16 protein-coding genes and 1 riboswitch are annotated in these 17775 nt (G+C 50.9%); of the genes, 14 read left to right on the forward strand and 2 right to left on the reverse strand.

Translation table 11 applies throughout. The annotated features are described in order from the left end of the window. Positions 1–52: 52 nt before the first annotated feature. Together CAGA_RS06440 and CAGA_RS12645 are read right to left on the reverse strand one after the other, a co-directional pair. Complete coding sequence (locus CAGA_RS06440; protein ID WP_018214001.1) at positions 53–2590, reverse strand: cation-translocating P-type ATPase; 2538 nt, start codon at positions 2588–2590, stop codon at positions 53–55. Positions 2591–2703: 113 nt separating this feature from the next. Then, positions 2704–2808, reverse strand: a riboswitch (NiCo riboswitch). Between the two features lie 267 nt (positions 2809–3075). Next, positions 3076–3243: a hypothetical protein gene (locus CAGA_RS12645; RefSeq protein WP_167875176.1), complete on the reverse strand. Its 168-nt coding sequence runs from the start codon at positions 3241–3243 to the stop codon at positions 3076–3078. 197 nt (positions 3244–3440) lie between these two features. On the opposite strand from CAGA_RS12645, the gene CAGA_RS06445 reads away from it, so the two are divergent. From CAGA_RS06445 to mobP3, 14 genes are all read left to right on the forward strand, one after another. Further along, positions 3441–4346: a conjugal transfer protein TrbL family protein gene (locus tag CAGA_RS06445; protein WP_013623299.1), complete on the forward strand. Its 906-nt coding sequence runs from the start codon at positions 3441–3443 to the stop codon at positions 4344–4346. A 19-nt stretch (positions 4347–4365) separates the two neighbouring features. Continuing rightward, on the forward strand, positions 4366–4749 hold the full coding sequence (locus tag CAGA_RS06450) for a DUF7768 domain-containing protein (protein ID WP_013623298.1): 384 nt from the start codon (positions 4366–4368) through the stop codon (positions 4747–4749). After that, complete coding sequence (locus tag CAGA_RS06455) at positions 4749–7136, forward strand: DNA cytosine methyltransferase (protein ID WP_135659048.1); 2388 nt, start codon at positions 4749–4751, stop codon at positions 7134–7136. Before CAGA_RS06450 ends, CAGA_RS06455 begins: the two co-directional genes overlap by 1 nt. Continuing rightward, positions 7112–7369, forward strand: a complete 258-nt coding sequence (locus CAGA_RS06460; RefSeq protein ID WP_013623292.1) for a hypothetical protein — start codon at positions 7112–7114, stop codon at positions 7367–7369. Before CAGA_RS06455 ends, CAGA_RS06460 begins: the two co-directional genes overlap by 25 nt. Before the next feature lie 2 nt (positions 7370–7371). Then, positions 7372–7959 carry a hypothetical protein gene (locus CAGA_RS06465; RefSeq protein ID WP_013623291.1) on the forward strand — a complete coding sequence of 196 codons (588 nt, stop codon included), beginning with the start codon at positions 7372–7374 and terminating at the stop codon, positions 7957–7959. A gap of 82 nt (positions 7960–8041) precedes the next feature. Beyond that, complete coding sequence (locus tag CAGA_RS06470) at positions 8042–9871, forward strand: VirB4 family type IV secretion system protein (RefSeq protein WP_013623290.1); 1830 nt, start codon at positions 8042–8044, stop codon at positions 9869–9871. Between the two features lie 20 nt (positions 9872–9891). After that, a complete protein-coding gene (locus CAGA_RS06475; RefSeq protein WP_135659050.1) occupies positions 9892–10371 on the forward strand; it encodes a hypothetical protein in 480 nt (159 codons plus the stop codon). A 13-nt stretch (positions 10372–10384) separates the two neighbouring features. Next, entirely contained in the window at positions 10385–11422 is a 1038-nt protein-coding gene (locus CAGA_RS06480) for an amidoligase family protein (protein WP_013623288.1), read from the forward strand. 10 nt (positions 11423–11432) lie between these two features. Continuing rightward, on the forward strand, positions 11433–11936 hold the full coding sequence (locus CAGA_RS06485; protein ID WP_013623287.1) for a gamma-glutamylcyclotransferase family protein: 504 nt from the start codon (positions 11433–11435) through the stop codon (positions 11934–11936). Between the two features lie 22 nt (positions 11937–11958). Further along, the gene (locus tag CAGA_RS06490; RefSeq protein WP_333782980.1) at positions 11959–13449 is read left to right on the forward strand and encodes a peptidoglycan DD-metalloendopeptidase family protein; all 1491 of its coding nucleotides are present in this window, start codon (positions 11959–11961) and stop codon (positions 13447–13449) included. A gap of 69 nt (positions 13450–13518) precedes the next feature. Further along, the gene (locus CAGA_RS06495; protein WP_013623285.1) at positions 13519–13779 is read left to right on the forward strand and encodes a DUF6103 family protein; all 261 of its coding nucleotides are present in this window, start codon (positions 13519–13521) and stop codon (positions 13777–13779) included. Further along, on the forward strand, positions 13776–14048 hold the full coding sequence (locus CAGA_RS06500; RefSeq protein WP_013623284.1) for a hypothetical protein: 273 nt from the start codon (positions 13776–13778) through the stop codon (positions 14046–14048). Before CAGA_RS06495 ends, CAGA_RS06500 begins: the two co-directional genes overlap by 4 nt. 400 nt (positions 14049–14448) lie before the next feature. Further along, entirely contained in the window at positions 14449–14865 is a 417-nt protein-coding gene (locus CAGA_RS06505) for a hypothetical protein (protein WP_013623283.1), read from the forward strand. Further along, positions 14865–17741 carry a MobP3 family relaxase gene (gene mobP3, locus CAGA_RS06510; protein WP_135659052.1) on the forward strand — a complete coding sequence of 959 codons (2877 nt, stop codon included), beginning with the start codon at positions 14865–14867 and terminating at the stop codon, positions 17739–17741. Before CAGA_RS06505 ends, mobP3 begins: the two co-directional genes overlap by 1 nt. Positions 17742–17775 lie beyond the last annotated feature (34 nt).

The following is a 17775-nucleotide window of genomic DNA, read 5'->3' on the forward strand; positions in this document are numbered from 1 at the left end:
AATACATGTAAAAAAAGTAAGAGCCACGTGAGAATTCACGCAGCTCTTATTTTTATTGCATTGAACCATTTTTCAGTTTTTGTCGTTTTACCAGTTTCACTAACTCAAACCAAAACACTGCGATAAATGCAATAATAACAGCCTTTAATAACAGAGAAGCAGAAAGTGGTGCCAACTTTAATAAGCCATTGAGTGGCGAATACAAAATAATGCCAAGCATAGCCAGTGTACCAAGGTTAACTGCCCACATCACTTTGTCTTTCACAAGGCGCTTTACCGATTGAAAGGTAAAATCGTGATCAGAACTATTGACCTGTACAAGAAACAAGTTGGATAGCATGATAATTGCAAGCCCCATTGCCCGGGCAACTGGTGCATTATCAACATTTCCATCGAGGATTACGTAATACGTTCCAAAGGAGGCCGCAAAAATGATAAGTCCCTGCAAAATGCTTTTGGCTAGAGTTTTTGCGGTCAACAGTTTTTCCTTTGGATCTCGAGGGCTTCGCTCCATAATGTCTGCTTCGGCAGGCTGACGCTCTAGTACAATCGAGCAGGTAGGGTCAATGAGTAGCTCGAGCAGAACAACGTGGAGAGGAAGTAAAAGCAGTGCTGAGGGGGCAATGCCAAGGATTGGTGCAAGTAAGGAGGCAAAGGCAATGGGAATATGAATGGTGAACACATAGCCCACAGCCTTGCGAATGTTATCATAAATACGGCGACCGTCTTTTACCGTTTCTACAATAGTAGTAAAATTGTCGTCCATTAGAATGAGATCTGCTGCTTCACGGGAAACTTCACTGCCGCGTTTACCCATTGCAATGCCAATATCGGCATATTTGAGAGCGGGTGCATCATTCACGCCATCACCGGTCATCGCGACAATTTCACCGTTATCTTTGAATGCTTTTACAATACGCATTTTATGTTCAGGAATGACACGAGAAAAAATGCTGACATCCTTCACTTTTTCACGCAGTTCTTCATCGGTCATTTCGCTTAGCATATCGCCTGTAATGATATGGTCGCTGTTTTGCATACCGATTTTCTTTGCGATAGACGCGGCGGTGATGCCATTATCACCTGTAATCATAACAACACGAATACCCGCTTTATTGCAAACGGCGATGTCTGCTTTTACACCTTCACGGGGTGGGTCGGCAAGCCCGATCAGTCCGCAAAGCGTTAAATGGCAGTCTGTGATCTGTGCAGGAATTTCTGCTTCACTTTGTAGCTTTGCAGTGGCAACTGCAATTACACGCAAACCTTGTTTGGACATTTCGGTGATCTTCTGTTCTGCTGTTTGTTTTTCTAAATCTGTAAGCTTACAAATAGTTAAGATACGCTCAGGGGACCCTTTTGCGGCAACGGTAATTCCGTCATCTCTGCGCCAAATATGCCCCATCATCTTCAACTCATTTGTAAAGGCATATTCGCTGATTAGTTCTCCAGCAAAAAGATCTTCCTTTAAAATTCCAAGGGTTTCGCAATGCTTGAGCATTGCCTTTTCCATTGGGTCATAGGCATCGGTCTCGCAGCCCATACCCATTACTTCACAAAGTGCTATGGTGTTGCCATCAGTAGCCCACGTATCCTGCACGGTCATCTGATTCATCGTGATGGTACCTGTTTTATCTACGCATAGCACAGATACGGCGCCAAGCGTTTCCACTGAAGGCAACTTGCGCACCAGTGACTGCTTTTTGGCAAGTCGCCAAGCTCCCATTGATAAAAATACCGTGAGGATGACAGGAAACTCTTCTGGAATCATTGCCATGGCAAGGGTGATGCCCGACAAAATGCTTTCAATCAGCCTGTCGCCAAAGCTGTGGTCAGGAATATTTAGCCATGTGAATATTCCTACAAGGGCAAACAAGACTGCAGCAATTCCTGCGCATAGTTTAACAAGACTTCCGGTTTGCTTTTGTAGGGGTGTGGGTTCCTCTGGTGCAGATGCAACATTAGCACCGATTTTTCCATATTCGGTGCTGCCACCAATTTTATCTACCAGTACCGTTGCTGTGCCCTGTGTAACCAGCGTGCCAGCATAACAATAATCACGCCGCCAATAGTCGCTTGTTGAATCTGCACTCTCAGTGTTGATTTTCCACACACCTTCCGCTTCGCCGGTCAACGAAGATTCATCGACACACAGGTCGTTACATTTTATTATAATGCCGTCTGCCGGGATTTTAACCCCCTCATAAATCATCATTAAGTCGCTGGGCACAAGGTCAGCACTTGCAATGGTCTGCTCCTTGCCATCACGAATAACAGTGACATGCGGGGCAGATAAATCTTTCAGGGCATTTAGGGCTTTATCGGTTTTCCATTCTTGAATTACATCAATGCTAATGATGCCCACCACAAAAATGAGCATAATCGCACCATCCCTGGATTCTCCCAGAATAAAATAAATGGTCGCAGCAACAATGAGCAGTAAGAACATTGGTTCGCAGATAATATGCAGGATTTTTTTGAAAAAGCTTTCTTTTTTCCGTGCGGTCAATTCATTCTTACCATATTGCTCCTGCAATCGTTTTGCTTCGGTGGCGGTTAAGCCAGCCATGTTTTGCTTTTTGTCTGTCATAAAAGTTACCTCCGTTTTAGCCTTTCGGCAGTCGTTTGATAGCTCTATGGCACTCCATTTCGGGGTCATGTGTTCCATCAGGGTATAAAAAATAGCACACCTATGGAACATACTACTGTCCCACAGATGTGCTCAAATTGCAATCTGTTGCCGCTCATTGGGCGGCCCGGCCCCATGACCTTTACAAAAAGGTTCATCGCCTGCTCAGTTTGTACTGTTGATCTCGCATTCATGCTGAATGTAATGCAGTGCAAAGAGATTCTATATATTATATGCAGGATTGCAATCATTGTCAACCAGAATATTATAGAAGATGTAAGGAGAATTAAAATGAAAACAAAAATCCGTTCACCGTCTTTATGCAAGGATTGTCTGGACGATTTTGGGGATGTAGTAAGGTGTTCCGATTATGCATGATGGTGTTTACATCAGAAAAGTAAGGAGAGCAGCTCGTGCCACTCTCCTTACTTTACAAAATGATTCCGCTATTCTTTTTCGCCCTCAGGCCCGGATTCTTTTCTAATCTCAAGTACGATGCCATCATCGCCAGAGATAAAAAGCTCCTCCGTTTTTTGCTGTGCGCGCTGAAGCAACGATATCGCGTCCGTCACATCATTGAACAGCGAATCGTACATTTTTTTGTAATCTGCCATGCAATTGACCTCCTAAGATTATTTCGGCGGCCACCGTTGTGTGGTATTGAAACTCTGAAAGAGCTGATTGTCAAGTTGTTTTTGAGCTTTACTCAAATAAAAATCATTGCTCGAAATTTATTAACCGAGATGAATGAACACACCGTGTGCCTTGCTACGGTGTGATTTTTTATGTCTCGAAGGAGGTGAACTTCCAAATGTTTATATGGGATTTTGTCCTCGGAACCGTGATGGATCAGATCATCGAATGGCTCTACGGACAAGTGGTTGGCTTTCTTGCTGACTTTTTTGCACAAATGGGAAATATGGGCGTGGAGCTGTTCTCTATGGAATGGGTACAGTCCATCGTCCTGTTTTTCTCTTATCTGGCTTGGGCGCTGTACGGGACCGGGCTTGTGGTGTCGGTGTTTGAAACCGGAATCGAGTACCAGCACGGCCGGGGCAGCATAAAAGACGCCGCCTTAAACGCCATCAAAGGCTTTATGGCGGTGTCCCTTTTTACCATCTTACCGGTGGAGCTGTTCAAGCTCTCGGTCAATCTCCAGAGCAGCCTCACGGCAGGAATCACCGGCTACGGAAGCAGCTTCGGTGACCTTGCGGGGAACATCATAGCAGAGCTTGGCAGCTCGTCAGACCTGGGCGGTGCTATGGGCTCCGGTATCTTTGGAGGGCTGTCGGGCATCACAAACCCCATCATGATGCTTTTCCTGATTATCATGATGGGATACTCGGTCATTAAAGTTTTTTTTGCCAATTTAAAACGTGGGGGCATTTTGCTGATCCAGATTGCTGTAGGCAGCCTGTATATGTTTTCCGTTCCTCGCGGTTACATTGACGGATTTACACAGTGGTGCAAGCAGATCATCGGTCTGTGCCTCACCACATTTTTGCAGGCAACCATCCTTGCCGCAGGGCTTATGGTCCTGAGAACCCACGCCCTGCTGGGGCTTGGGCTGATGCTTTCCGCAGGGGAAGTGCCAAGAATCGCTGGAGCTTTTGGGCTGGACACCAGCACAAAGGCTAATGTGATGAGTGCCGTGTACACGGCGCAGGCCGCTGTGAACACCACCCGAACTGTGGTGCAGGCGGTTGCACCGAAATAACGCAGAAAGGAAAAAGGCCATGAAATTGATTTATATGGCGTCCCCCTACGCCGGGGACATCGAAAAGAATACCGAGTTTGCCAAGAAAGCGTGCCATCATGTAATGAACGAGGGGTACGCTTTTTTTGCGCCCCATTTGCTATACCCCACCATTCTGGACGAACATCAGCCGGAACAGCGTCAGCTTGGGCTTGACATGGGAATCGCCATGTTGTCCCGTTGTGATGAGTTATGGTGCTACGGCGACCATATCTCACTCGGAATGCACCTTGAAATCGAGGAAGCGGGCAGACTCGGAATCCCGGTACGCCGGGTAATGGAACAGGAAAACGGCTTTGCCATAGGCAGAGTAAAAAACAATGTACCGGCCGAGGCTCCCGAACAGGCTATGAGGATGGTCTGATGATGACGATGGGGAGCCTCTTCGATGGGATCGGAGGCTTCCCGCTTGTTGCTGTCCGCAATGGAATCACCCCCTTATGGGCAAGTGAAATCGAAGCCTTTCCCATTGAAGTGACAAAAATCCGATTTCCTGAAATGCTCCATGTCGGAGATATCACAAAACTTGACGGAGCGGCATTGCCTCTTGTGGATGTGATCTGCGGGGGCAGCCCATGCCAGGACCTGAGTGTGGCTGGGCAGCGTGCCGGACTTGCCGGAGAACGCTCTGGTCTATTTATGGAGCAGACACGGATTGCAAAGGAGATGAGAAAAGCCGATGAGCAGCGAAACGTACCAGCTCACTTTATTCGACCTCGATACCTCGTTTGGGAGAATGTCCCCGGAGCCTTTAGCTCCGCAGACGGCGAGGATTTCAGGGCGGTCATCGAGGAGATCGTCCGCATTAAGTACAGTGCCTGTGATGTGCCTCGACCTGAGTCCGGGCGCTGGGAATCTGCTGGGGCTGTCATATTGGGAACTGAATTCAGCTTGGCTTGGCGTGTCATGGACGCTCAATTCTGGGGAGTCGCCCAGCGTCGCCGTCGCATCTTCCTTGTCGCAGATTTTGGAGGCACAACCGCACCCGAAATACTATTTAAGCAAGACGGCCTGTTTGGGGATATTGCGGAGAGCGGAAGCCAGGGGCAAGGAGCTGCCGCCCCAGCTCAAGGAGGCACTGACGATACAGGCGGAGCTTGCCTGACCCCATGGGATGTGCAGAGCCGCCGCATCTTTGAGGAAACTGGAACATGGCCCTCTCTTTATGGCGGCGAAGGCGGCGGGCATGGGTATATCCAGACAGAGGAAAAAACAGCGATAGCCTTTGCCGCCAACCAGCGTGATGAAGTGCGGAACCTCCAGGATGTAGCCGGAGCCTTGGGTGCCAGCCCCGGCATGAAACAGCAGACTTTTGTGGCGGATGCTGAAAAAATCAGCGCTTTTCATGTCAACCAACGGGACGAGGTGATTGATCTTGACGGCATATCAGGCGCTCTGCTGGCAACCCGCAATATGCAGATGCAGACCTTTGTCACCCAGCAGCCATTGGTCTGCTTAAACGACCATGGCGGAGAACGAATGGATATCACCGAGGAAGTAACCCCTACGCTCCGTGCAGACATGGGAGGTCATCCTCCCCTTATATCCCAGCCGAACTGTCTAAACGGATGGGATACCCAGCAAAGCCGTGTGTTCACGCCGGAGGGTGTGGCGCCCACTCTTGCCGGAGCGGACGGGGGCGGCGGAAGAAACCCGGCAGGACTTCTATTTGCGGCAGGAGTTATCAGCAAAGGTGACGGCGATTGTTTTCTCACGCCGGAGGTTCATACCTCCATCACCAGCGGCGGCGGTCAGGCCGGACAGGGCTATCCCTGTGTGCTTACCGCAGGATTCTGCGGCAATGCCAGCGCAGAGGCCAGAGGAATCGGTTATCAGTCAGAGTGTTCGCCCACTATTAAAACCGGTACTGCTCCATCCGTGCTTTGCTTAAACGATCAAGGCGGCAGCCAGATGCACTGTACGGAGGACATCACAGGTACGCTCCGCGCCCAGGAGCATGGTCACCAGCCGCTGGTCATGGCGACCCAGCAGGGAGGCGCAGAAATCGGCGTCGGCATCTGCCCAACCATCACTGCCAGCGCAGGCATGAGCGGAAACAACCAGCCGGTGCTGTTTGATAACCATGCCAAGGATTGCAGATATAACGGACCGTTGGAGGTAGCCCCTACCGTCACCTCGACCTATGGTACCGGCGGCAATAATGTACCGCTCGTGGGAAGTGCTATTTTGCAGGAAACCATCTGCATTGCTGGCAACACCATTGACCGGGAGCCGGAGAACGGCGGCAACGGATTGGGCTGTCAGCCGGACATCAGCTATACCATTACCACCAGCGACCGCCATGCGGTATTCAGCCGACAGCGGAGCGATGAATTTTCCGAAAATGATGTGGTTGCCACACAAAGTGCAAGGCAGCATAAGGATGCCACCGATCTCATTTGTCAGCCTGAAGTATTCGGCCAATCACAATATGGCAACTATGCGGAGGGCTGTACCACTCTGCGTGCCCAGGGTGGCGACAACGGAGGCGGAAGCGAAAATCTTGTAAAAGAGAATGGACGCAACCTCATCCGCAGACTTACTCCTCTGGAATGTGAGCGGCTCCAGGGCTTTCCTGATGGCTGGACGTTGATACCGGGAGCATCGGACAGTGCCAGATACAAGGCACTTGGAAACAGCGTGGCGATACCGTGCGTGGACTTTGTCCTCCGTGGCATCGCTTATTTTTTGCGAATAATCCATGAGGAACAGGAGGAATCACCCCCATGTATATCTACCCCGACAACTTAAAGTCAAAGGCTACCCTGTGGCTATGGGAGCTACGGGATATTGGAATCATCGGCGTCGGATGTCTGATTTCTGTCTTTGCCCTTTCCCAGCTCGGCTGGCTGCCGCCCATCGTCCTGACGGCGCTCTATGCCTTTTTATCCATACGTTTTGAGGACGTGAGTATCCTCGATTTTATCCGCTATGCCGCCGCTTTCTTCTTCGGCAAGCAACAATCCTATGAATGGAGGGCATGAATATGAACAGAAAAAGGAAACAGGAGGCAAGGGAGAAAGCCTCCACCCGCCAGCTCATCGGCATCGAGGACATCACAGGCCACAGCCTTGTGACTCCCCATGGTGAGCTGGTGTTTTTTATGGTTAAACCCACCAACATCAGCGTCCTGTCCGATTCCAGCATCGGGGCAAGGATTTATGCTCTTATGAATGTGCTGAAAGGCATCTCGGATATTGAAATGCTGTGCCTTAACAGCCGTGAAAACTTTGAGGGCAACAAGAGCTATCTGAAAGCCAGGATGGATGCCGAGCAGAATCCTGTCATCCGAAAGCTGCTGGCACAGGACATGACCGCCCTTGACCGTATGCAAGTGCAGATGGCAACAGCGCGGGAATTTTTAATCATCATCCGCCTGCGTGGAGAAAAAGAAAAGGACGTAGGCCCCTACCTCTCCCGTATCGAAAAGAGCCTCAAGGATCAGGGCTTTACTGCGCGCAGAGCCGGTGAAGCCGATACCAAGCGTCTGCTTGGAGTCTACTATGAGCAAAATGTCACTACTAAGATGTATGAGGATTATGACGGCGAGCGCTGGGTGATTCTCGGAGAATAAGTAAAATTCAATAGGCCGTAGGGAGGTACCTTGCGGCCAAAAGGCATGGAACCTCCCACGGCTGGACAGGAGGTATTTTTTCATGCCTAAAATCAAAAAAACAAAGGCTGATGCTGGGGCGGCAGAGTCGAAAATCAAGGATTTTCTTGACATGATCGCACCGGGCATCATCAAGTTCAATACGGACCATTTTATATGCGGCAACACCTATCGGTGTGTCTGGGCTCTCCGTGAGTACCCTACCGCAACCGATGAGCAGGCCATCCTGCGTCATCTTGGGGAAAAGGACGGTGTGACCCTGCGTATCTACACCAGACAGGTAACGGCGGCAGAGGAAAAGAGAATCATCCATAACGCAGCCAATAAAAACCGCATGGATAAGAGCAGCACCAACGATCTCCAGCAGACAGTCACCGCCGAAAGCAATTTGCAGGATGTGGTCACACTGGTGTCCTCCATGCACCGAAACCGTGAGCCGCTCCTCCACTGCGCTGTTTTTATTGAGCTGACAGCGAACAATTTGGACGATTTAAAGCTCCTCCAGACCGACGTCTTGACTGAGCTGGTCCGCTCAAAACTCAATGTAGACCGGCTGATACTGCGCCAGCGGGAGGGCTTTCTGTCGGTCGGCCCTGCGGGACGGAATGTGTTCGGCAGCCAATTTGAACGGGTTTTACCCGCCAGCTCGGTGGCAAACCTCTATCCGTTCAATTACAGTGGCAAGACCGATCCCCACGGCTTCTATCTTGGCCGTGATAAATTTGGTTCAAATATCATTGTGGACTTCGATAAGCGTGACGATGACAAGACGAATGCGAACATTTTAATCCTCGGTAACTCCGGTCAGGGCAAGAGCTATCTCCTCAAGCTCATCCTCTGTAACATCCTCGAATCGGGTAAGTCCGTCCTGTGCCTTGATCCTGAACATGAATATGTTGACCTCGCAGAGAACCTCGGCTGTTTCATCGACTTGATGAGCGGGCAATACCGTATCAATCCTCTGGAGCCTAAAACATGGGATGAAGGAGGCAGCCCGGAGGACACCGACGCACCCCAGGCATTCCGCCAGTCCACCAAGCTCAGTCAACACATTTCCTTTCTTAAGGATTTTTTCCGCTGTTATAAAGATTTTTCCGACCGCCACATCGACGCCATAGAAATCATGCTGGGCAAGCTGTACGAAAAATTTGGCATCAGCGACCGCACTGATTTCAGAAGCCTTGCCACCACAGACTATCCTGTCTTATCTGACCTTTATGCTCTCATTGACGATGAGTTTAGGGGATATGACAAAAGTAACTATCAGCTCTACCCGCAGGAATTGCTGCAGGAAATCCTGCTGGGGCTCCACTCCATGTGTATGGGAGCCGAAAGTAAATTCTTCAACGGCCACACCAACGTGACCGACCACCGCTTTATTGTGTTCGGAGTAAAAGGATTGCTGCAAGCCAGCCGGAATGTGAAAAACGCCCTGCTGTTCAATGTGCTTTCCTTTATGAGCGACAAGCTCTTGACCGGGGGAAATACCGCCGCATCAATTGATGAGCTGTATCTGTTCCTGACCAATCTGACTGCGATTGAGTATATCCGAAATTTCATGAAGCGTGTCAGAAAAAAGGAGTCGGCGATAATTCTGGCTTCTCAGAATTTGGAGGACTTCAATATAGAGGGCATCAGGGAGCTGACAAAACCGCTGTTCTCCATTCCTACTCACGCTTTCCTCTTTAATGCAGGGAACATTGACAAACAGTTTTATATCGACAGCCTCCAGTTAGAGGAATCCGAATACAACCTAATCCGCTTCCCCCAGCGTGGTGTGTGCCTCTACAAATGCGGCATAGAGCGGTATAACCTTGCGGTCCATGCCCCTGCCTACAAGGAAAAGCTGTTCGGAAAGGCGGGTGGCAGATAATGAAGAAGGGAGAAAAAGTCATGGACAGAGTTCAAAATCAGAAAGAAAACAAGGCGGGTATCCTCGATGATATGCTGTCTTTTATCCGCTACACTCCGAACCGGGAAGCGGATATATTAGCTTTTATGGAGAAGTACCAAAAAGCGGATCACGAAGAACGCCCTGCTATTTTGGAGCATCTCCGGTGCTGCATGGACGGAAAGGAATACCCCAACCCTTACGCCGGGGGCTACCATTATACGCCGGATGATGTGTCCCTCATGGGAAAGATTCTGGATGAGTACATCGATGATCTCGTATCCGCAGAGGGTGATCCTGCCGCTATCTCGGAGTGTGTGCGGGATACAGTCTTGAAAATCAATGCTCTCAATGAGGAATGCGGACGGTACCTGATTGATACCTGGCGCAGGGAACGGCTGTGCGGATTCATCAACTCTGCTGCGGAAACAGCGGGACTGTCACAGGAAAAAGACCTTACCCTGCAGCACAGGATGTGGTAAAGGCGGTGGGTAAATGGAGATACAAGGTCAGAATTTCGGGATTGAAATTGAAATGACTGGGATTACACGAAGCCGTGCCGCCGAGGTGATTGCAGAACATTTCGGCACGACAAAGGAATATGAAGGCAGCTTCTACGATGCCTATTATGCCTGTGACAGCCAGCGGCGAAAATGGAGGGTCATGAGTGACGGCAGTATTGACTGTCAGAAGAAAGACGGCCGCAGAAAAGTAAGCGCCGACAGGAGCTACAGCGTAGAGATGGTCAGCCCCATCTGCCAGTACCAGGATATCGAAACTGTGCAGGAATTGATGCGCAAGCTCCGGGAAGCCGGGGCATTTGTGAATTCCTCCTGCGGTATCCATATCCACATCAATGCCGCCCCCTTTGATGCCCCCAAACTCCGCAACTTGGTCAACATCATGGCGGCCAAGGAGGATATGATCTATAAGGCATTAAAGGTTTCAAGAGGCAGGGAAACCAACTACTGCCAAAAGATTGACTCTGCCTTTTTAGAGCGGATCAACCGGCAGAAACCCACTACCCTCGACCAACTGAAGCGTATCTGGTACAACGGCAGCGATGGCAGCCGGGAGCATTATCACGATAGCCGCTACCACTGTCTCAATCTGCACAGCGTGTTCCAGAAAGGCACGGTGGAATTCCGTGCTTTCAATGGGGACCTCCATGCCGGAAAAGTCAAAGCATATGTGCAGTTCTGCCTCGCCATGACCGCACAGGCGCTCAACCAGCGGTCGGCAAGCCCGACAAAAACACAGTCCACCAATGAAAAATATACCTTTCGGGTGTGGCTTTTGCGCCTCGGTATGATTGGGGATGAATTTAAAACGGCCCGTAAGCATCTGCTGGATCACTTGGAGGGCTGCATCGCATGGAAAGACCCGGCACAGGCAGAAAGGCAAAAAGAACGGCTGCGGCAAAAGCGTGAAGCGGAGCGGTCGCAGGAGCAGACACCGCCGGAAGAAGCTGTGCCGGAAACTGTATTGGAAGCGGAGGATGAACAGTCCTCCGCTTTTACTATGTCAATGTAAAGGAGATCGTATGAAAAACAAACTGTATATTGCCTATGGCAGCAACCTCAATCTGCCGCAGATGGCTGGGAGATGCCCCACCGCCAAGGTGGTCGGGGCTTCCGAGATAAAGGATTATGCCCTTGTGTTTCGGGGCGGCAGGCACGGTGCGGTGGCTACCATTGAGCCTTGCGAGGGTTCTTCTGTTCCTGTTTTGCTGTGGAAGATCACGCCGAAAGATGAGACTGCCCTCGATATTTATGAAGGCTTTCCCAGATTTTACGACAAGGAAACCATGGACCTCCCGTTGGACGGCAAGACTGTTTCAGCCATGGTCTACGTTATGACGCCGGGGCATCGCCTGGGCTATCCCTCCGACTATTATTACAATACCATCCATGACGGTTACAAAACTGCGGGCTTTGATACCGCTGTTTTGGAGCAGGCGATAGATTATACCGAGCAGCTCATGGAAAGCGAACCGGAGCCGGAACAGCAGAACCTGTTCGGTTTTGGCAGCCAGAAATGGTGGTGATGGCATGGCAGATCCCGCTACCATTACGGCTGTTGCAAAAGCCGCCGCTGCCGCTCTTTCGGATGAACGCACCCGAAAGACCATCGGCTGGACCATTGCCGCCATCCTGTCGCCGCTTATTTTAATCATCGTGCTGGTCTGCTCCCTGCTCTCCGGAACCACCAACCACAACAACACCGCCGTGGAGCTGTGCTTCCATGGCGGTGTGATACCGGGGAGTATGCCCGCGGATTACAGGGAATACATCGGGGATATGCGTCGCAGCTTTACCCTCATAGACGGAGCCATCGCCACAGTGAATTCGCAGATGGAGGACGGCAACAGCCTTGACGATTACCGGGTCAAGGCTATTTTTTATTCTCTGTTTTTCGGCGCTGAGTCCCCCTCCCGGCTGGAACACCGGAAATATGTGGACTGTTTTGTGACCTACGAGGAACGCACCCGCACCGTGGAAAATGATGACGGAACAACCTCGGAGGAAACTTATACCGTGGCTGTTCCCATTACCTCTCTGCCTGCCATCTACAACAACATCAGGACATTGTTAGGCAGAGCTATTACCTATGAGGATCAGGCAAACGCCAATGAAATCTATTACCGTGCCTTATACGGTATCGGAGCTCCGGCCGAGGATGATGATTTCACCATGTGGGAGGGTTGGACTCCAGACCAGCTTGACGGTTTCTTTTCTGACTTGCCTGTGGGTGAGGTGGGAGCTGAAGCTGTCCGCCTCGGCCTTTCCCGCCTCGGTGATCCCTACTCCCAAGAGCTGCGTGGACAAGGAAGCTACACCGACTGCAGCTATCTTGTGCGGTGGGTGTACAAAAAGCTGGGGGTAAATCTTCCCGGCACGGCTGCGGCGCAGGGAAAATACTGCGTGGACAATGGGCTGACCATTCCAAAATCAAGTCTTGCTCCCGGTGATTTGGTGTTCTGGAGCCATAAACCTAACGGCCGTTTCATGAACATCACCCATGTGGGAATCTACGCCGGTGACGGCAAAGTGGTTGACGCTTCCTCCTCCAGAGGACAGGTCGTCTACCGGGACTTATTCGATTCCGGCAATCAGGTTCTGTACGGCAGACCCTACGCCGAGGCACAAAAATCTTCTGCCGATGGCTTTATTTCTCCCCTCGGCAGCGGCTGGCGTTCCATGGTGACCTCGGAATTTGGTGGCAGGACAGACCCCCTCACAGGGGAATGGGCGGGACATACCGGCCTTGACCTTGGCGCCTCCAAAGGAACTGCCATCCGCTCGGCAAAGGCGGGGACAGTGAAAACTGTGGTCTACGGAAACACCGGCTACGGCTACTATCTGACCATTGACCATGGGAATGGAATGGTCACTTTATACGGACACTGCTCTCAAATCCTCGTCCGTGAGGGGCAGACGGTAAAGGCCGGAGAAACCGTTGCAAAGGTAGGTTCCACAGGGCGAAGCACCGGAAATCATCTGCACTTTGAGGTGAGAGTGAACGGTGCGCAGAAGAATCCGAGAAACTATTTGCCGTAAACAGGCTGGTTTTTTCTTTCTGTTTTGCGGCATTGATACCAATAAAAAATTCAAGGGAGGACACTCAATATGAAAAAAGAAGCCATCACCGTACAAATGGATGCCGAAAAACTCCGAGCGGTCAAACGCTATATGGAGAAGAAAGATGCGGACTTGGAGCAGGAGCTTTGCGACCAGCTCCAGCGCCTTTATGAAAAATTCGTCCCTGCCAATGTGCGGGAATACATCGATGAAAGTGCCGATATCGAAACCCCGGCAAGCACTTTGTCTAAAAAACAGAAAGAAAAAATCAGGCAGACCGCAGAGCCGAGGCAGGCGGATGAGCAATGATGCAGTATTTTGATAAGCACGGCAATGAGATTAAGGCCGGAATGTTTCTCCGAATGGAGGACGGCAGCATAGAGGAAATATACGCCTGCACTGACTCATACGGCAAAGAGGATCTCGGCATCAATGCCAGCAATGATGAATTTCTGAAACAGCACGGCTTGGGCGAGTTTGACCGGGAGTTCTATCCGCTTTCCTCTTTCAGCCTAAGAGAAACAGAACTTTGCCAATCTGAGCCTACCCAAGGTTATTCTGGCATGGAGATGAAGTAGCGTACCGCCCTACTGCCCCCGTCACCCAGCGTTGCCCCCTGTTCGCCCCTGTGTGGGCTTTTGCGGGGCTGGGTGACAGGTTTACCCGCCAAACCGAATACAACCGATTTTGAGGGCTTTGTGCAGAGCTGTAAGAACCCCGCTTCTCAGCCAAAGCATACAGAACCCTCATGCGGCCTCTACGGTCGAAAAAAGAGCAGGATAAAGGCGGGTGGTCGCAAGCGCCCTCCTGCCAACCATTTCGCCCAGCAGTGCTGGGCGTTTTTCGCACTTTCCCATGAGGTGGTCGGATTCCGGATTTGTCACGGTCAGGGTGGTCGGGATTTTAGAAAAGGCAAGAAAACAAAGGAATTTACACGGTCACCTCACAGGTGGACACCCATGAAAGGTCGGATTTCACATGAAAAATAACAAGGAACGAACAGCGGTCTGGCTGTACCCCGAAACAATGGAACGGCTGGACGGCTGGCTGTCAAAGGATAACTGCAAGAGCCGCAGCGAGTTTATTGAAAAGGCACTCAGCTTCTACATGGGCTACCTTGGGACGGAGGACATCTCCTCCTATCTCTCCAAGGCTCTGCTTGTATCCATCCAGGGCACATTGCAAAAGACCGAAAACCGGGTGGCAAACAATCTGTTTCGGCTTTCTGTGGAAATCAGCATGATGATGCATCTGCTGGCAACTACGCTGGAGATTACCGATGAGGAACTGCACCGGCTCCGCGGCCGATGCGTTGCCGAGGTAAAACGGACCAGAGGGAAAATCCGTCTGGACGATGCGGTGGATTTCCAGAGCAGCCCTGAGACGGAAGAATAATGGCCCGCATCATTCTCAAGTGCCCCTACCTCAAAGGCGGGGAAAAGACTGCTGCCCATTTAAGCAACCTCGTCAAATACATTGCCACCCGCGACGGCGTAGAAAAAATGGAAAGTGGTCATAAGCTCTGGCACTCCACCAAAAAACAAAAGGATTTGATTGCACAGATACTCCGGGAGTTTCCCGATGCCAAGGAACTGTTTGAATATGAGGATTACCTCGAAAATTCCAACCGGGGAAACGCCTCCGAATTCATCACCATCGCATTGGAACGGCATCTTGATAAAATCAGCGGCCGGGAAAAATATCTGGACTACATCGCAAACCGTCCCCGTGTCGAAAAGTTTGACAGCCATGGCTTATTCACAGCCGGTGACGATCCGCTAGTTTTATCACAGGTCGCTGATGAAGTAGCCAACCACACCGGAAATGTGTGGACTCCGATTATTTCTCTCCGGCGTGAGGATGCCGCACAGATGGGATATGACAATGTACTTGCATGGAAGGCTCTGCTTTCTGAAAAGGCTGTGGAAATTGCGGAGAACATGAAAATCCATCCTGACCATCTGAAATGGTATGCCGCCTTTCACAATGAATCGCACCATCCGCATATTCACATGGTCTGCTATAGCACCGACCCAAGAGAGGGCTATCTTACGAAACAGGGCATCAAAAAAATGAAGTCCTCTCTGGCAAATGAGATTTTTCGTCAGGAGCTCATTCCGCTCTACGGAGAAAAGACGCAGCGGCGGGATGACCTGAAGGAACAGGCGGCCGAGTCCATGAGGGAGATGATCCGTCAGATGAAAGGCGGCGTTTTACAGAGCGGCCGCATGGAGCAGCTCATTACACACCTTGCTGAGCGCCTGCAAAACACCTCCGGTAAAAAACAGTATGGCTATCTCAAAGCAGACCTGAAAAATGTGGTGGATGAAATCGTGGATGAGCTTGCCAAGGACAGCCGTATCGCAGAAGCCTATCGCCTGTGGTGGGAGGTCAGGGGCAGGATCGAATCCATCTACACCGAAACACCGTCAGAGCCGCCGCCCCTTTCCCGCTGTGATGATTTTAAGCCCATCCGCAACATGGTCATTCAAGAAGCATTGCTGATTGGGAGCATGACCTTTGAGGAACCGGCATCTGTGGAAACAGCCCTGCCGGAGTCGGAGGATGATCTGGAGATGCCCTCCTCTGACATGGCGGATGAAGAAGATCAGGAACCGGCAGATGATTCCGGGGAACGGTCCTCCAGCGATGAAGCCTCTGCCGATAAGGAATCCTCCGACTCATGGTGGACGGATGGCTACAAACAGGCAAAGCAATATTTATATGGCGATGAGGATGCCGGAATTTTGCAGGATTTTGAAAAAGCCCATGAACTCTTCCTCATGGAAGCGGAGGCAGATAACCCTCTCGCCTTATGTGACCTGGGCAGAATGTCTGCGGATGGTCTTGGCTGCGAAGCGGACGCCGATGAAGCATACCGCTGGTACGAAAAGGCCCTTGCTGTTTTCCATGCTGCCGAGGAAGAAAAACCTTGGAAGTACACCGAGTACCGTATCGGCAAAATGTATGCCGCCGGACTTGGCACAGAGCAGGACTATCTGCAGGCGGCGGATTGGCTCACCCTGTCTGCGGATGAGAATTACAAGTACGCACAGTATTCTCTTGGCGGCCTGTATTACCATGGCAAAGGTGTGGATCAGGATCATGAATCTGCCTTTGCCCTCTACACCCGCTCGGCAGACCAGAGCTTCCCCTATGCCAGTTTTGAACTTGGTAAAATGCTGAGGGACGGAATTGGCTGTGTAAAAAATCAGCAGGACTCTGACCGTCGTTTCAAGGAAGCCTTTCTCGGTTTTGTTTCCCTGGAGGAACAGGGCCATGATGATAAGCTCCAGTACCGTTTGGGCTGGATGCTTCTGAATGGTGTGGGTACCGACAAGGATGAAGCCAGGGCAAAGGAATACTTTGAAAAAGCGGCATTCGTGGGAAACCCCTTTGCCTACCACCAGCTTGCCAAGCTTATCCTCTCCGATGAAAAAGCACCACAGCAGGATGTGGAGAAAGCCCTCGGCTACCTCAAAAAAGCGGTGGAGGCTGAGAATCCCTATGCCGCATATTTTCTCGGCAAGCTCTATGAAAAGGGACAGCACGTTCCGCAGAATATCGCAGAGGCAATACGGCTTTATACCCTTTCCGCAGGACAGGATAATGACTTCGCCGCATACCGGCTCGGCAAGCTGTACCTCGGCGGTGAGGGCGTACTGAAGGATGTGGAGTCCGCCATTCGCTGGATGACCTTTGCCGCCGACAGAAAGAACCAATTTGCTGAATATGCCCTCGGCGTCCTCTACTTCAAGGGGGAGGATGTTCCGAAGGATGTTCCCAAAGCTCTGGAATACCTAAAACGGTCTGCCGGTCAGGGCAATCAATTTGCACAGTACCGGCTGGGCAAGATTTACCTTATGGGCGAGGATGTGCCAAAGGATATTCAGACTGCCCTGCAATTTCTGACGGCTGCCGCAGAACAGGGAAATCAGTATGCGCAGTACACCCTCGGCAAGCTGTATCTGATGGGAAAAGATGTCCCCAAAGACAAAGAAACTGCCGTCCGCTGGTTTACCCTCTCGGCAGCACAGGGCAACATTTACGCCCGATTTTTCCTCGGCCATATAGATGATTTCAAAGACCCCTCCGTTCTGCTGGCGGGAACACGGCTCCTGCATCACATGAGCCGTGTTTTTGCAGACAACGCCCCACCGCTGAAACCACCCGGCCAGAGAACCGACCGTAAGCTCCTCCGCAAGCTCCGTGAGAAAAAGCAGGCGCAGGGCCATGCGAGGGATGACCACGAACAGACCATGTCATTATAACGATTGGAGGATAACCGTGAAGAAACAGAAAAAG

It is taken from the genome of Caproiciproducens galactitolivorans, assembly GCF_004768785.1.
Taxonomy (GTDB): domain Bacteria; phylum Bacillota; class Clostridia; order Oscillospirales; family Acutalibacteraceae; genus Caproiciproducens; species Caproiciproducens galactitolivorans.